Annotated in this window: 16 protein-coding genes and 1 tRNA gene; 5 read left to right on the top strand and 12 right to left on the bottom strand. The window is 62.5% G+C overall.

The features are described from left to right. The first annotated feature begins 200 nt into the window (after window positions 1–200). A complete protein-coding gene (locus I6J28_RS04750) occupies window positions 201–2,111 on the top strand; it encodes a solute carrier family 23 protein (protein WP_204611088.1) in 1,911 nt (636 codons plus the stop codon). Here the strand turns inward: I6J28_RS04750 and I6J28_RS04745 are convergent, their stop codons facing one another. Both I6J28_RS04745 and I6J28_RS04740 read right to left on the bottom strand, forming a co-directional pair. Then, window positions 2,112–2,702, bottom strand: a complete 591-nt coding sequence (locus I6J28_RS04745) for a hypothetical protein (protein ID WP_239192218.1) — start codon at window positions 2,700–2,702, stop codon at window positions 2,112–2,114. Between the two features lie 78 nt (window positions 2,703–2,780). Next, a tRNA-Leu gene (locus I6J28_RS04740) sits at window positions 2,781–2,862 on the bottom strand. Between the two features lie 123 nt (window positions 2,863–2,985). Here I6J28_RS04740 and I6J28_RS04735 point away from each other — a divergent pair. Further along, window positions 2,986–3,375: a hypothetical protein gene (locus tag I6J28_RS04735; protein WP_204611410.1), complete on the top strand. Its 390-nt coding sequence runs from the start codon at window positions 2,986–2,988 to the stop codon at window positions 3,373–3,375. 2 nt (window positions 3,376–3,377) lie between these two features. Beyond that, on the top strand, window positions 3,378–3,722 hold the full coding sequence (locus tag I6J28_RS04730; RefSeq protein WP_204611086.1) for a DUF3817 domain-containing protein: 345 nt from the start codon (window positions 3,378–3,380) through the stop codon (window positions 3,720–3,722). Here I6J28_RS04730 and rdgB read toward each other — a convergent pair. The 8 genes from rdgB to clpS form a co-directional block, all read right to left on the bottom strand. After that, window positions 3,719–4,327, bottom strand: coding sequence for an RdgB/HAM1 family non-canonical purine NTP pyrophosphatase (gene rdgB, locus I6J28_RS04725; RefSeq protein ID WP_204611085.1), 609 nt, complete (start codon window positions 4,325–4,327; stop codon window positions 3,719–3,721). The two genes, I6J28_RS04730 and rdgB, sit on opposite strands and share 4 nt — an antisense overlap. Then, on the bottom strand, window positions 4,321–5,049 hold the full coding sequence (rph, locus tag I6J28_RS04720; RefSeq protein WP_005323955.1) for a ribonuclease PH: 729 nt from the start codon (window positions 5,047–5,049) through the stop codon (window positions 4,321–4,323). Before rph ends, rdgB begins: the two co-directional genes overlap by 7 nt. A 15-nt stretch (window positions 5,050–5,064) precedes the next feature. Then, window positions 5,065–5,826 (bottom strand): MBL fold metallo-hydrolase, encoded by a 762-nt coding sequence (locus I6J28_RS04715; RefSeq protein ID WP_204611084.1) that lies wholly within the window; start codon window positions 5,824–5,826, stop codon window positions 5,065–5,067. Between the two features lie 71 nt (window positions 5,827–5,897). Continuing rightward, window positions 5,898–6,677, bottom strand: a complete 780-nt coding sequence (gene murI, locus I6J28_RS04710; RefSeq protein ID WP_204611083.1) for a glutamate racemase — start codon at window positions 6,675–6,677, stop codon at window positions 5,898–5,900. Beyond that, on the bottom strand, window positions 6,677–7,330 hold the full coding sequence (locus I6J28_RS04705; RefSeq protein WP_204611082.1) for a rhomboid family intramembrane serine protease: 654 nt from the start codon (window positions 7,328–7,330) through the stop codon (window positions 6,677–6,679). Before I6J28_RS04705 ends, murI begins: the two co-directional genes overlap by 1 nt. A gap of 13 nt (window positions 7,331–7,343) precedes the next feature. After that, window positions 7,344–8,270 carry a P1 family peptidase gene (locus I6J28_RS04700; RefSeq protein ID WP_204611409.1) on the bottom strand — a complete coding sequence of 309 codons (927 nt, stop codon included), beginning with the start codon at window positions 8,268–8,270 and terminating at the stop codon, window positions 7,344–7,346. Continuing rightward, window positions 8,270–8,806: a DUF2017 domain-containing protein gene (locus tag I6J28_RS04695; protein ID WP_204611081.1), complete on the bottom strand. Its 537-nt coding sequence runs from the start codon at window positions 8,804–8,806 to the stop codon at window positions 8,270–8,272. Before I6J28_RS04695 ends, I6J28_RS04700 begins: the two co-directional genes overlap by 1 nt. A 4-nt stretch (window positions 8,807–8,810) precedes the next feature. Next, on the bottom strand, window positions 8,811–9,137 hold the full coding sequence (clpS, locus tag I6J28_RS04690) for an ATP-dependent Clp protease adapter ClpS (RefSeq protein ID WP_005323948.1): 327 nt from the start codon (window positions 9,135–9,137) through the stop codon (window positions 8,811–8,813). Between the two features lie 122 nt (window positions 9,138–9,259). On the opposite strand from clpS, the gene I6J28_RS04685 reads away from it, so the two are divergent. Continuing rightward, a complete protein-coding gene (locus I6J28_RS04685) occupies window positions 9,260–10,588 on the top strand; it encodes a nicotinate phosphoribosyltransferase (RefSeq protein WP_204611079.1) in 1,329 nt (442 codons plus the stop codon). Between the two features lie 18 nt (window positions 10,589–10,606). Then, complete coding sequence (locus tag I6J28_RS04680) at window positions 10,607–12,586, top strand: ATP-dependent DNA helicase (protein WP_204611077.1); 1,980 nt, start codon at window positions 10,607–10,609, stop codon at window positions 12,584–12,586. Here I6J28_RS04680 and I6J28_RS04675 read toward each other — a convergent pair. Together I6J28_RS04675 and serB are read right to left on the bottom strand one after the other, a co-directional pair. Further along, window positions 12,552–13,283 (bottom strand): aminoacyl-tRNA hydrolase, encoded by a 732-nt coding sequence (locus tag I6J28_RS04675; RefSeq protein ID WP_204611076.1) that lies wholly within the window; start codon window positions 13,281–13,283, stop codon window positions 12,552–12,554. The genes I6J28_RS04680 and I6J28_RS04675 overlap by 35 nt on opposite strands. Further along, window positions 13,276–14,466 (bottom strand): phosphoserine phosphatase SerB, encoded by a 1,191-nt coding sequence (gene serB / locus I6J28_RS04670; RefSeq protein ID WP_204611075.1) that lies wholly within the window; start codon window positions 14,464–14,466, stop codon window positions 13,276–13,278. Before serB ends, I6J28_RS04675 begins: the two co-directional genes overlap by 8 nt. Between the last annotated feature and the right edge of the window lie 92 nt (window positions 14,467–14,558).

Genomic DNA, 14,558 nt, shown 5'->3' with positions numbered 1-14,558 from the left:
GCAAACGTTTGAAAGCCAAGTAATAAACCGGTCGTGTTGTTTAGCTGGTTAGTGGTTTCATGCAGAACGCACGTACGTCTTTTATCGGGGGTGAACTAGCCCCGAACGTGTTCCTCATCACCGCTAGATTTTGGTCGCTACCTGCACGAACCTCTACTGTTAATCCCGTTCAGCTTCGCTTCCGCACAAAGGAGGACTTCGTGGCTTCCCAGCCCAAGCATCCAGTAGATATCGTCCCACCCGCCCCCAAACTAGCCGCCTTGGGTTTACAACATGTGCTGGCGTTTTATGCCGGCGCAGTCATCGTCCCGCTGCTCATTGCCGGCTCGCTCAATCTGGATGCGGAAACCACCATCCACCTCATTAATGCGGATCTGTTGACCTGTGGCATTGCGACGATCATTCAGTCCCTGGGCGTCGGCAAGCGCATTGGCGTGCGCCTGCCCATCGTGCAGGGCGTGACTACAACGGCCGTCTCCCCGATTATTGCCATTGGCCTGGGCGCGACCGACGGCGCGGGTGGGGTGGCCTCGCTGCCTACCATCTATGGCGCCATTATTGTCGCCGGCCTTTTTACCTTCTTTGCGGCGCCGGTCTTTGGCAAGGTGCTGCGCTTCTTCCCGCCGGTGGTCACCGGTTCGGTCCTGCTGGTTATGGGTACGTCACTGTTGGGGGTATCGGCCAATGACTTTGTCAATTACGCCGAGGGCGTGCCGGCCACCCGCGACTTGCTCTATGGCTTTGGCACGCTCGCGGTCATCATCTTGGTGCAGCGTTTTTCCTCGGGATTCCTGGGCACCCTGGCCGTGCTCATCGGCCTAGTCTTAGGCACTGGCGTGGCGCTCGTGCTTGGCGACGCCTCCTTTGACGAGGTCTCCTCCGCCCCCGCCCTCGGCATTACTACCCCGTTCTACTTCGGTATGCCGAAGTTTGACCTAGTAGCTATTTTCTCGCTCATCATCGTCATGATCATCACCATGGTGGAGACCACCGGTGACGTCTTTGCCACCGGCGAGATTGTAAAAAAGCGCATCCGCCGCGATGACGTCGTGCGTGCCATTCGCGCCGATGGTCTGTCCACCCTGGTGGGCGGCGTGATGAACTCCTTCCCCTATACCTGCTTTGCCCAAAACGTTGGCCTGGTGCGCCTGACCAGCGTGAAGTCGCGCTGGGTGGCCGTTGCCGCCGCCGGGTTCATGATGGTGCTGGGCATTCTGCCCAAGGCCGGCGCGGTCGTGGCCTCCATCCCCTCCCCGGTTCTCGGCGGCGCGTCTCTGGCACTTTTCGCCAACGTGGCGTGGGTGGGTCTGCAGACCATCGCCAAATCCGATCTTTCTGATGGCCGCAACTCCGTCATCGTCACCTCCGCGCTGGGCTTGGCCATGCTGGTGACCTTCAAGCCGGATATCGCCACCGCCTTCCCGGAGTGGGCACAAACCTTCGTCTCTTCTGGCATGTCCATCGGCGCCATTACCGCCATCGTGCTCAACCTTTTGTTCTTCCATACAGGGGGCAAGCAGGGAACGCAGGTGTCTCGGGCCGTCGGCAAGAGCGTGAGCTTGCAGCAGCTCAATGGCGCCTCCCGCGAGGAATTCGTCTCGGCGCTGCGCCCGCTGTTTAATAACGAGACCTGGCCGCTGGAGCTGGCGTGGGAGTCGCGGCCCTTCGGCGATGTTAATGAGCTGCGCGCGGCCATTCAGGTGGCCGTGCTGACCGCGGATGATTCCCGCCGCGCCGCCCTCATCCACGATTACCCGGCCATGGATGAGCTGCTGCTTGCCGACGCCGACGAGGCCGCCACCATCTCCGCCGACCGCGGCTCCCTGGGCCTGACCGACCTGGATGATGTGCAGACCGAGCGTATCACCGAGCTTTCCGCCGCCTACCGCGAGCGCTTTGATATGCCGTTTGTGGCCTATTTGGATACCAATGACACCGTCGACCGCGTCATTGATGTCGGCGTGCGCCGCCTAGCCAACTCCCCGGAGCAGGAGTACCGCACCGCACTGGGCGAAATCGTAGAAATTGCCAACGACCGCTTCGATATCCTGCTGGCCGATGCCAACCCGGTCCGCTCCTCGTGGGACCGCAAGTTCACCGAGGTGGACTAGTTAGCGAAAAGAAAAGTCCACCTCGGCTTCTGGGTCCACTCCGGAAATAATGCCGGTGTAGAACTGCTTGGCCTGGGATTGGAGGACATCGCGATTATCCGCGATGTCCTCTTTCTTTTTATCCTCATTGAGGATTTTGGTGATGGTTTCCGCCTTATCGATATCCGGGGTAATCCAGCTCAACGCGCCGTTGTCCTCCACCGCGGTTTCGAAATTCTCATCCGAGTGCCCGATGAAAATGAACTCTGGGATCTGCACGCGGAAGTGGTGCGGGGATTCTTCTTCCACCTGAACCTGCGAACCTTCGATGCCGAGCTTCGCGCGGTAGGAGTACTTGATGTACTGGGTGCGCTCGCTGCCCGGGACCTGCCAATTCCACAGCTTGCTGTTGGCGGATTCCTCCGATAGGCCCTCGATACCCAGCGAGACGAGCACCACCTGCTCTTCACGCTCCACGGCCTTGATGACCTTGGTATTACTCGATTCGGTCTCCACCTCCACCGGTTCCCGCACCTGCCAAATGAACACCGCGGCGGCAGCCACGGCGGCAATGAGAATGACGGCGACTAGGGTGGAAAGCAGCTTTTTCATGATGACCATCTTAGGGCGACTATGCGGGCGGTGATATGCGAAAGCGCCGCCAGCTTCGAGAGCCAGCGGCGCCGATAGTGCGCCCGGTGAGACTTGAACTCACACGTCATAAGACACTAGAACCTAAATCTAGCGCGTCTGCCAATTCCGCCACGGGCGCGGGGGACTTGCCATAGTGTACACGGCACGCCGTCAATCCAGAAACCAGGGGTGTTCTGTTTTCCGGCCGCTGGTGGGTAGGGTGGAACGCGTGAGCACTCAAGAGGAAAAGAAGAACAAGCGCATGCAGGTGCGGTGGTGGCACATCCTCCTCATCGCGTTTTTCGTCGTGCTCTTCCTATTCCTGGCCTATTGGCAATGGACGCGCTTCCGCTCCGGCTCGGGCACCTTCCAAAACTTGGGCTATGCCTTCCAGTGGCCACTGTTCGCCGTGTTCGTGGTCTATGCCTATCGCACCACGCTGCGCTATGAAAACGAGCGCCTCGCGGCCGAGGAAGAAGCCCGCGACATGGATAGCACCGTCACTGAGGCCCCGGCTGAGTCTCCCGCACAGCCGCAGGCAGATACCAAAATCGATGAGGATTTCCTGCCCCAGCGGCCGCAGATAGATGTGGAAACGTTCAACGCCATGAATACCCCGCGCCGCCGGCGCGGCGAGAATGAAGAAAGCTGATTATGACCAATAAAGTTCACCCCGCCCGCCAGGCCCGCATCCGCGGACCTTTGAAGTTTTTCTCCATCGCGGCCACCGTGACCGGTGTCTTCCTGATTATCCTGGTCATCCGCATGGTCTGCCAGTACCTCATCGGCATGGAGATCCCAGAGTGGGCCACCTATATCGCGATCGTGCACGGCATCGCGTACATGACCTACCTGCTGTCCATCCTCATCCTCGGCCCGCGCGCGCTGTGGCCGGTGGGCAAGCTCTTTACCACCGCCCTTGCCGGCGTGGTGCCCTTCCTGTCCTTCTGGATGGAGCACAAGCGCCGCAAGGAGATTAAGGAGGAGTTCCAGCTTTAGGAACTACGAACCAGCTCCGCGATGGCGGGGACTAGTTGACTTAGAGCGCGGCCGCGATGCGAGACCGCGTTCTTTTCTTCTGAGACCATCTCCGCGGCCGACCGGGACTCGCCTTCTGGCTGAAAGAGCGGGTCATAGCCAAAGCCGTTGTCCCCGCGCGGCTCGCGCAGGAAGCGGCCTTCCCAGCGGCCCTCGGCCACGTGCTCGGTGCCATCGGGAGTCACGAGCGCGCAGACGGAGACAAAGGCGGCGGCGCGGCGCTCATCGGGGACATCGGCCATCTGTGCCAAGACCAGGTCATTATTGGCCTGGTCATTGCCGTGCTGGCCGGACCAGCGGGCGGAAAGCACGCCGGGCATGCCGTTGAGCTCTTCGATGGCCAGGCCGGAATCATCCGCGATGGTGGCAAAGCCGGTCGCGGCCGCGCCGGCGCGGGCCTTGATGAGCGCGTTATCGGCAAAGGTGCGGCCGTCTTCCACCGGCTCTGGGTAGGGCTCCACGGCGGATAGCGGGCGCAGCTCGACGCCCTCGATGCCGGCGTCGGCCAGGATGCGCTCCAGCTCCGCGAGCTTCTTCGGGTTATTGGACGCGACGAGAATTACCACCCCAGCGCCGCCTTCTGTGCGGCAATGAGCTCGCGGCAGCCCTTCTGGGCTACGTCTAGCATCTCGTTGAGCTCCTCGCGGCCAAAGAGGCCATGCTCGCCGGTGCCCTGGATTTCCACGAAGTCACCGGATTCCTGCATCACCACGTTGAGGTCGACCTCGGCGCGGGAGTCTTCCTCATAGGGCAGGTCGAGGCAGATTTCGCCATCAATGATGCCGACCGAGACCGCGGCGATGGGATCGAGCAGCGGCTCGCCGGGGACGACGCCCTCGGCCTTGAGGTGTGCGATGGCGTCGGCAAGCGCAACATAGGCGCCGGTGATAGAGGCGGTGCGGGTGCCGCCATCGGCCTGAAGGACGTCGCAGTCAAGCTGGATGGTGTTCTCACCCAGCTCCTCCAAGTCCACCGCGGCGCGCAGGGAGCGGCCGACGAGGCGGGAAATCTCATGGGTGCGGCCCTTGACCTTGCCCTTCATGGATTCGCGCGGCATGCGGTCATGGGTGGCAGAAGGCAGCATGGCGTACTCGGCGGTAAGCCAGCCTTCGCCCGAATCACGCTTGAAGCGCGGCACGCCATATTCCACAGATGCAGTGCACATGACGCGGGTATTGCCAAACTCCACCAGCACCGAGCCGGCCGGGTTGGTGGTGAAATTGCGGGTAATGCGGACGCTGCGCATCTGGTCGAGCGCGCGCCCATCGGCACGAGTAAATTCAGTCATGCCGCCCAGCGTATCTTAGAACTCCATCCCCGCGGCGCCGAGGACAATCTCGCCGTCGAATTCGGAGCGGGCGGCCTCCAAAGTAGCTTGCGCATCGCCCCACGGCTGAATGTGGATGAGCACGAGCTTGCTCACACCCGCCTCGCGCGCCGCCCTACCGGCTTCCGCGCCCGACATATGCATGTCCGGCGCCTTGCCCTCAGAGGTCTCGCCCCAGGCCGCCTCGCAGAGGAAGATGTCGGCACCACGGGCGGCTTCGACAAGCGCGGGCGTATACGAAGAGTCACCGGAATAGGTAATAATCTGGCCCGTCTTCGTATGCTCCACACGCAAGGCATAGGCCTCTACCGGGTGGTTTACCGCGAAGGGGGTGATATAGACATCATCTACCAGCTGGCGCTCGCCCGGCTCCCAGGCACTAAAGGCGAAGGTATCGGACATGTCATCGATGCCATCGACCTCATCGGAGGACAGGCGGCCCAGGTGCGTGGGCGTAGCCTTCGGCCCGAAGCACATATTGCGCGAAGCCGCCGGCGCCGTGGGATGGAAGCGGCGCCACACCATCAGGGAAGGAAAATCCAGGCAGTGATCGGCATGCAAATGGCTAAAGGCCACGTGCGCATCACAAGGATCCTGCTGCTGTTCCAGCTGCGCCAAGGTGCCAGGGCCCATATCGAGGACGATGGACGGCGCATTATCGAAGGACAGCAAGTAGCCTGAGGCGGGATTCTGGGCGGTGGGGACGCTACCGGAGCAGCCTAGGATGGTCAGCTTCATGGGCTCAATAGTTCCATGAAATCACCCCGCATGCGTACTCAACGTGCAAACGGGGGAGAAATTGCACTTCCTTATGCAATCTGGGGGCCGAGAAAGCGCGTGGCAAGGCGGGCAAAGGCCTCTGGGTCGCCGGTAGATTCAAAAGTGTGGACCGGCTGATTATCTGCGGGGGCCAACATATCCGTTTCCGTGAGAATCCGCATCACATCCTTGGTGGTCTCCTCTGAGGAGGTCACCAGCGAAACATTATCGCCCATCGCCAGCTGGATAATGCCGGTCAACAGCGGATAATGCGTGCAGCCCAACACCAGCGTGTCTACCCCTTGCGCTTGCAGCGGGGCCAGGTAGCCCTCTGCGACGCCGAGAATCTGGCGGCCGGCGGTAATGCCGCGCTCGACAAAGGGAACAAAGTCCGGGCAGGCGGTGGCAAAGGCCTGCACCTTGGGGTTGAGCGCAAAGAGATCCTGATAGGCGCCAGATTTGATGGTGCCTTCGGTGCCGATGACACCGATTTTTCCGTTGCGCGTGGTGGACATGGCACGGCGCACCGCGGGCCGGATGACCTCCACGATGGGGATATCGTAGCGCTCGCGCGCATCGTGCAAGAAGGCGGCGGTGGCGGTATTGCACGCGATGACCAGCATCTTGCAGCCGCGTTCCACCAGCCGATCGGCCACGTCTTGAGAAAAGGCGCGGACTTCAGAGATGGGCCGCGGGCCATAAGGGCTGTGGGCGGTATCGCCGGTATAGATGACGGATTCGTGCGGCAGCTGTTCCATCACCGCGCGGGCCACGGTGAGCCCGCCCACGCCGGAATCAAAGATGCCGATGGGAGAGGTCGCAGTTGGCATTAGCGCTTCACTGCCTTAACCGGGTCGTCCGAGGTAATGGTCATACCGGCGAGGATTCCGCCGATGGCACCGAAGAGGTGGCCCTGCCAGCTCACGCCCTCGTAGACGGGCAACACGCCCCATACCAAGCCGGAGTAGGCGAAGCCGAGCACGATGCCCAAGATGGTCTGGATGAGCGAGCGGTTAAAAATTCCGCGCACAATCAGATATGCCAGCCAGCCATAGACCAAGCTGGAAGCACCGATATGGGAGGTACCGGGGCCGCCGATAAACCAGGTTCCAAGACCCGCGACCAGCGTGGTGATCAGCGTGACCTCCCACCAGGCCTTGCGGCCGGACAGACCGATGAGGAAGCAGAAGATGGCGCCGGGCACCGAGTTAGACATCAAGTGCTCAAAGTTGGCGTGGAGCAGCGGGGCGGTGACAATGCCCCAGATGCCATTGAAATCCAGCGGGCGAATGCCGTAGTTAGAAAGCTGGCCACCAAACAGGAAAGCGTTGATGATGTGGACCGCCCACTCCACCACGAGAAAGCCAATGGCTATAGAAAAGCCGGTGGTGATGCGGCCACTGCGGGTGTAGTTCTTGGAATCGCCGCGATTGACCTGGCCCGTGGGCGCCGGCTGGTAGTTAGATGTTCCACCTAAAGTCATAATGCGCCTTATCTTAGTCCAGCAGATCGCGGTACGCGCTCAAGCCTAGGCCGGGGTCGGCGGCGGTGACCGCGTTGACGATGGCTTCTTCCACGGCGTCGGCGGCCGCGGCGCACAGCTGGGTTATCACCTGCGTGCTCAGTTCGGCCGGGCGCTCGGCAGTGGACAAGGCGAAAATCGTGTCCCCATCCAGCGGCGAATGCGCAGGGCGTACAGCGCGGGCGATGCCGTCGTGGGCAGTCATGGCCAGGCGCTGGGCTTGGGCGGTGGTAACGGGGGCGTCGGTAAGCACGGCGCCAATGGTGGTATTGAGCTTGGACTCCGCTGGGTGCGGCAAGGCGCGGTAGGCGGCAGCATTGACCGGGGTGCGCCCCGGCGCGCCGTACAGCCGGCCGGACTGCGGCTCGATGACCTCGCCCACGGGGTTGGCAACCATCGCGGCGCTGACCTCGTAGTCACCCACCCGGCGCGTGGCCAGCCCGAAGCCGCCGCGCAGTTTGCCAGCAGTAGCACCCACGCCGGCTCCCACCGACCCCATGGATTCGTCGCTGCCCGTGAATGCGGCTCGCAGCGCGGCTGCGCCTTCCTCCGGACCGGGACGGGAAGGCCCGACCAGCAGATCAAAAATCACGGCGCCGGGAACGATAGGCACGCGCGGCCCAGGCTTGTCCTCCCCGAAGACGGGAAAGCCGATCCCTTGCTCTGCCAGCTCATTCATCACGCCGTCGGCAGCGGCCAAGCCAAAGGCGGAGCCGCCTGCTAACACCACGGCGTGGACGCGCTCGACCGTATTGTGCGGCTGTAAAAGGTCCGTTTCGCGGGTGCCTGGGCCGCCGCCGCGCACATCGACGCTGCCGAGCGCTCCGCCCGGCCCGCAGTAGAGCACTGTGACTCCGGTATCGGTGCCGCTATAGTGCCCGATGCTCATGCCGTCCGGCATTAGTCCATCAACACCTGCAGCAGCGAATCCTGGCAAAAAGCCAGCCACTCCACGAGGCTATCGCGGTCAGACATCAGGTTGTCATCGGCCACATCGCCCGCCGCGACAAAGAGGCGGAGGTCGTTGAGGCCAGCGACGAAGGCCTGGGCCTCTTGTTCGTTGATGGTGACCTCTACCCCACCGGTAGGTCCGAGGGCAGAGCCAATCACCTGCAGGTTTTCCAGCTTGGCGCGCGCAATGTCGTTTTCATGCAGGGAACGCAGCAACGACGCATCGCCTTCATATTCCTCATCGGCGGGCATTTCAAAGTCCGGGAAGAGGCGCGCCAGCGAGGGATCGTCCGGGGCCTCGGTGTGGCCGGTGGGCATGTCCAGCATTTCCGCCAGCTCGTCCTTGGGCGCGGACTGGGCGCGCTTAATGATCGCCTCAGAGACGGTGGCGGTGAGATCGCCCAGGACCTCGCGCTCCATCGGCTCAAATACGGCCGTGATCTTCGGCGCGCGCATGAGGGACTTCTTTTTCTTCCACGGTTGCATCTATTTAACCTGCCTGCTGCATCGTTGCCCACAGACCGGCGATCTGGAGCTTTTTCACGTCCGCTTCAATCTTGTCGCGCTCGCCGCTGGACACGGCGGCTTTACCCTCGGTGTGGACCTGCATCATGAGTTCATTGGCCCGCTTCTTGTCATAGCCCAACACTGTTTGGAATACATAGGACACGTAGCTCATCAAGTTGACGGGGTCATCCCACACGATGCACATCCACGGCAGGTTCTCGCTCGTGGCTACGTCTACGTCGAGTTCTTCATCCAATTCGGGCGTAGCCATCGGAGAGCTCATCCGGACTACAGGAAATTGCGCCTTCATGCCCTCTAGCCTAACCATATTTGAGAATCTATTGTGGGCCCGCGCAATCTGGCTTCGCACATTCCGGCGCCAAAGAATCTAAACCCCTGAAAACCACCTAGTCAGTGGGTATTATCACTCCCGTGAATGACAAAGCTATCCCTAATGATCGCTCTACTGCACTGCTCACGGATAAATATGAGCTAACGATGCTCCAGGCCGCGCTGCGCGATGGCTCGGCAAACCGCCAGGTCACCTGCGAGGTATTCAGCCGCCGCCTGCCCAATGAGCGCCGCTATGGCGTAGTTGCCGGCACCGAACGCGTCCTGCGCGCAGTGGAGGATTTCCGCTTCTCGGCCAATCAGTTAGCGGAGATGGACTTCCTGGATGAGCAGACTAAGGAGTACCTGCGCCACTACCGCTTTTCCGGGCAGATTGACGGTTACCGCGAGGGCGAGCTTTATTTCCCCAACTCCCCCATCCTGACGGTGCGCGGCACCTTTGGGGAATGCTTGGTTCTTGAGACCGTCATCTTGTCCATCATGAACGCCGATTCCGCGGTGGCTTCGGCCGCCTCCCGCATGGTCACGGCGGCCGACGGCCGCCCCATTATCGAGATGGGCTCGCGCCGCACCCACGAGTATGCGGCGGTAACCTCCGCCCGCGCGGCCTACCTGGCCGGCTTCAATGCCACCTCCAACTTGGAGGCGGGCTACCGCTACGGCATTCCGGTCTCCGGCACTGCCGCCCACTCCTGGACCTTGGCGCATACCAACCCGGATGGTACCCCGAATGAAGAGGCCGCCTTCCGCTCCCAGATCGACACCCTTGGCGTAGACACCACGCTTTTGGTCGATACCTATGACATCACCAAGGGCGTCGAGACCGCAGTGAAGGTAGGTGGACCGAAGCTCGGCGGCGTTCGCATCGATTCCGGTGACCTGGGTGCGGTTACCCGCCGCGTGCGCAAGCAGCTGGATGATTTGGGCAATCACAACACCAATATCGTGGTATCTTCCGACCTTGACGAGTTCGCCATCGCCGGCCTGCGCGGCGATCCGGTAGACGTCTACGGCGTCGGCACGTCCGTAGTAACCGGCTCCGGTGCGCCCACCGCGGGCATGGTCTACAAGGTCGTAGAGGTAGACGGCATCCCAGTGGCGAAGCGCTCTTCCTCCAAGCAATCCGTCGGCGGTGCCAAGCGGGCGCTGCGCACCTACCGCTCCTCCGGCGTCGCCGTAGAGGAAATCGTCTATCCCTTTGAGGCACCAGCGCCGGATACCGGCCAGCTCGATACCCGCGAGATGACCATTCCCCTCATGCGCGATGGCCACATCGTCGACGGGCTGCCTGATCTGCATGCCTCGCGCGAGTATTTGGATCAGGCCCGCAAGACCCTGCCATGGGAAGGCCTGGCGCTCTCCCGCGATGAAGCGGCCGTGCCCACGCGGATGGTGGGCTTTAAAAAGTAGGTCGCTAGACTGTGTGGGGTGAGTGAGCACGCAGATGAGCCCCTAAACCTCGACACGGAAACGCTGCTGGGAAAGGCCGTTGATGCGCTGGGCGGCAGCCGGCGCGAAGGCCAGGTGCGCATGGCCACGGCCGTCTCGGCCGCGCTCGAAAAGGAGCGCCACCTAGCTGTGCAGGCCGGTACCGGTACCGGTAAATCCCTGGCCTACTTGGTCCCGGCTATCCGGCATGCGATGAACTCGGGGTCCACCGTCATCGTCTCCACCGCGACCCTAGCCTTGCAGCGCCAGCTGGTGGAGCGCGATCTGCCGCGGCTTACTAAGGCCCTCGCCCCTGTGATGGAGCGTACGCCCACCTTCGCCATCATGAAGGGCCGCAATAACTACCTGTGCATGAATAAGATTGCGGCTACCCCGGATGACCCGGAAGCTCTTATCGACGAATCCGAGATCTCCCACCGCGGCAAAGCCGTGCGCCGCATCCACGAGTGGGCGCAGGAAACCGACACCGGTGACCGCGATGACCTAGAGCCTGGCGTACCGGACTTGGTATGGCGGGCGGTATCGGTCACCTCCAACGAGTGCTTGGGCGCGTCGCGCTGCCCGCACGGGCCGGATTGCTTTGCGGAAGAGGCTCGCAGGGCGGCTGCCGACGTCGACATCGTGGTCACCAACCACGCCATGCTCGCCATCGACGCGGTTTCTGAGGCAAATATCTTGCCGGAGCACAACGTCGCCATTATCGATGAGGCTCATGAGCTCGACGGCCGCATCACCTCTGTATCCACCGCGGAGATTACTACCCGCGCCATCAAGATGGCCGCCAACCGCGCGAAGTCGCTGGGCAATGCCGGTAGCCTCTCGGACTTGGCCGAGGAATTTGATGACCTGATGAAAATCCAAGAGCCCGGCCGTTGGACCGACTTGGATGAAACTTCCCAGGGCCACCTGCGCGCGCTTGCCGACGAATTCCTGCGCGTTAAGTCCCTCATTTCTCGCGCACCAGAAGGCGAAGCGACCGACGACCCAGAGAAAAACGCCGAGCGCCAAAACTTGAGCAACCACCTCTCCGACCTCGCGCAGGCCGTGGCGCGCATGCTGGAGGTTTTCGCCACCGATGACCCGGCCAAGCAAGACGACGTCGTCTGGCTCGAGCGCGATCCGCGCAGCGACGCCGAGACCCTCGCCGTGGCGCCCCTCTCCATCGCCCACATGCTACGCGAGAACCTCTTTGGGGAGCAGACGGTGGTGCTGACCTCGGCCACCCTCGCCCTCGGCGGCCGCTTCGATGCCATGGCCGCGCAGTGGGGCATGCCGAGCGGCACCTACGACACCTTGGATGCGGGCACGCCCTTCGACCCAGCCAAATCCGGCATCCTGTATACCGCCAAGCACCTGCCCGCGCCGGGCCGCGATGGCCTGCCCAAAGAAACCATCGATGAGATCTACGAGCTCATTATGGCCGCCGGCGGGCGCACGCTTGGTCTGTTCTCCTCCCGCCGCGCCGCGGATGAGGCGGCCACCGCCCTCAAGCCGCGCATCCCCTTTGACCTCTTCGTACAAGGCGAGGATTCCATCGGCGCACTGGTAGAGAAATTCTCCCAAAAGGAAAACTCCTGCCTCTTCGGCACGCTTACCCTGTGGCAAGGCGTGGACGTGCCGGGGCCGGCCTGTTCGCTGGTCATCATCGACCGCATTCCGTTTCCTCGGCCGGATGATCCCCTGATGCAGGCGCGCGCCCAGGCGGCCGATGCTGCGGGCCGCTCCGGGTTTATGGAGGTCTCCGCCAACCACGCCGCCTTGCTCATGGCACAGGGCGCAGGCCGCCTGCTGCGCCACGTAACCGACCGCGGCGTGGTGGCCGTGCTCGATAACCGCTTAGAATATAAGCGCTACGGCAGCTTCCTCAAGGCCTCCATGCCAAGCTTTTGGCAGACCACCGACGCGGATACGGTGCGCGGCGCGCTTAAGCGATTGGTCGCCGCAGGGCGCACACGGTAGCCGAGTCCGGAGCAATCTCCGTAAACCCGGCGTCCACGATCACCACGGCGCCGTCCTGCGCGCAGGCCGTGCGAAAATCTTCGCCGGGCACCTCGCGCACCGAAAGCTCAAAACCCGTGTCGGCCCAGGCACAAGCCTCCTCCACCGACATCGCCGCGGCGAGCATCATCGAACCGTGGCCCACCTGCGCTGCGGCCTTGCCGGCAGACATATCGAGACTGCGGTCGACGTAGATGACGGGGGCGTCGCCAAGCGGGGCTCCCGGCTCATCATAGGCAAGGTCAGTGTGACCGATCTGCAGCTTGCCGATGAGCGGATCCACCTCCCCCACGGCCGAAGGCGCGAAGGCCCGGGCACGGTCCGCCACAGTCACGCCCGGCAGGCTCTGCACATCGCGCCAGGCCTTATTGCGCGCCCGGCGGGCGATTTTGCGGATGCGGTGGCCATACCACTGGCCCAGGGCGTGGGCGAAGGCCCCGTCCTCCCCCGCGCGCTCGTCCAAGCACACGGCCACAACGGCGCTGGCGGCCGCCTCCAGCACCTCCGTGCGCGCCGGCGGCTCCTGCTTTGGCAGGTTAAGCACAATCTGCATCGCTTGGATGGTGGCGGGCTCGTCGGGGTTTTCTGGGTCATCGCGCCACGAACGCGAATCACATGCCTCCACCAAACGCTGGTGGGCTACTTCAAACTTATCCACGAACAACCTCCTCGGCCGGAATTCCCAAAATCTGTAGTACCTCATCCAACCGCCGGTGATTTACCGAGGTATCCGCCACCTCTTGCAGCGCCGGCTTAGCGTTAAAGGCGATGCCCAGCCCCGCGGCGGTAATCATATCGATGTCATTGGCACCATCGCCCACGGCGACCGTCTGGCGCATGCCTACCCCGGAATCTGCGGCGAACTCCCGCAGGAATCCCTCCTTGGCCTTGCGATCAACCACCTTGCCGGTTACGCGGCCGGTGAGCTTGCCATCGGCGATTTCCAAGGTATTGGCGCGGACGTAGTCTAAGTGCATTTCTGCGGCTAGGCCCTCCAGGACTTGGATGAACCCGCCCGAGACCACAGCGGTGCGATAACCGATGTGGTTGAGCGTGGCAATAGTCTCGCGGGCACCGGGGGTCAGCTGAATCTCGCGGGCTACCTCATCCATGATGGAAGCATCCAGGCCGGCCAAAACGGCCACGCGCTCACGCAGGGACTCCTCAAAGTCCAATTCGCCGCGCATAGCCCGGGCCGTGATTGCGGCAACCTCTTCCTCCTTGCCGGCGTGCGCGGCCAGCATCTCGATGACCTCGCCTTGAATGAGGGTGCTATCGCAGTCGAAGCAGACGAGGCGCTTGGAACGCCGGCCCAGACCCGCCGGTTCGATGGCAATGTCGATGCCAATCTGCTGTGCCAACTCTGCTAGCGCCTGGCGAACCAGTGCCGCGGAACCATCGAGGGACAAGAAAAGCTCTAGGCCGGTCAGTGGAGAGGTGGAAAGCCCGCGGATGCGATCGATATTGGCATCGAAGTTGGCCAATACGCGGGCGACCTCCTCTACGTGGTGGGCGGTTACTTCCGTTCCCATGAGGACCACCGCATGCGTAGAGCGAGCTCGCGCGCTAGATTCCTCCTCCCGCACGTCCACGGATACCTGCTGCCCGTAGATGCTCAAGGTATTGCGCAACCCCTGTGCAATCTGCTCGGCGCGCGCACTGGGAATGCGGGTATGGGCAGCGAGGGTGATACGGCCGGAAAAGATGGCCTGTTCGACGTCGACAAGCGCGGCGCTATAAGACGCCAACACGCGGAAGAAGGCAGCCGAGACCCCAGGTTTGTCCGGCCCAGTGGTGGTAATGACGGCATAGGTATCAGCTTGGGTACTCACGCCGCCCATTATCGCACGTGGGGCAAATAAGATACGCCAAAGCCGCCTCCCACGGCCCTTGGCGGGCTGGGAGGCGGCTTAAGTCAGGAGTGCTTTAGCGA

Source organism: Corynebacterium tuberculostearicum (assembly GCF_016894265.1).
GTDB classification, from domain to species: Bacteria; Actinomycetota; Actinomycetes; order Mycobacteriales; family Mycobacteriaceae; genus Corynebacterium; species Corynebacterium tuberculostearicum_D.
Note: the sequence above shows the minus strand (reverse complement) of the source record. Positions and strands in the feature narration are given on the sequence as shown.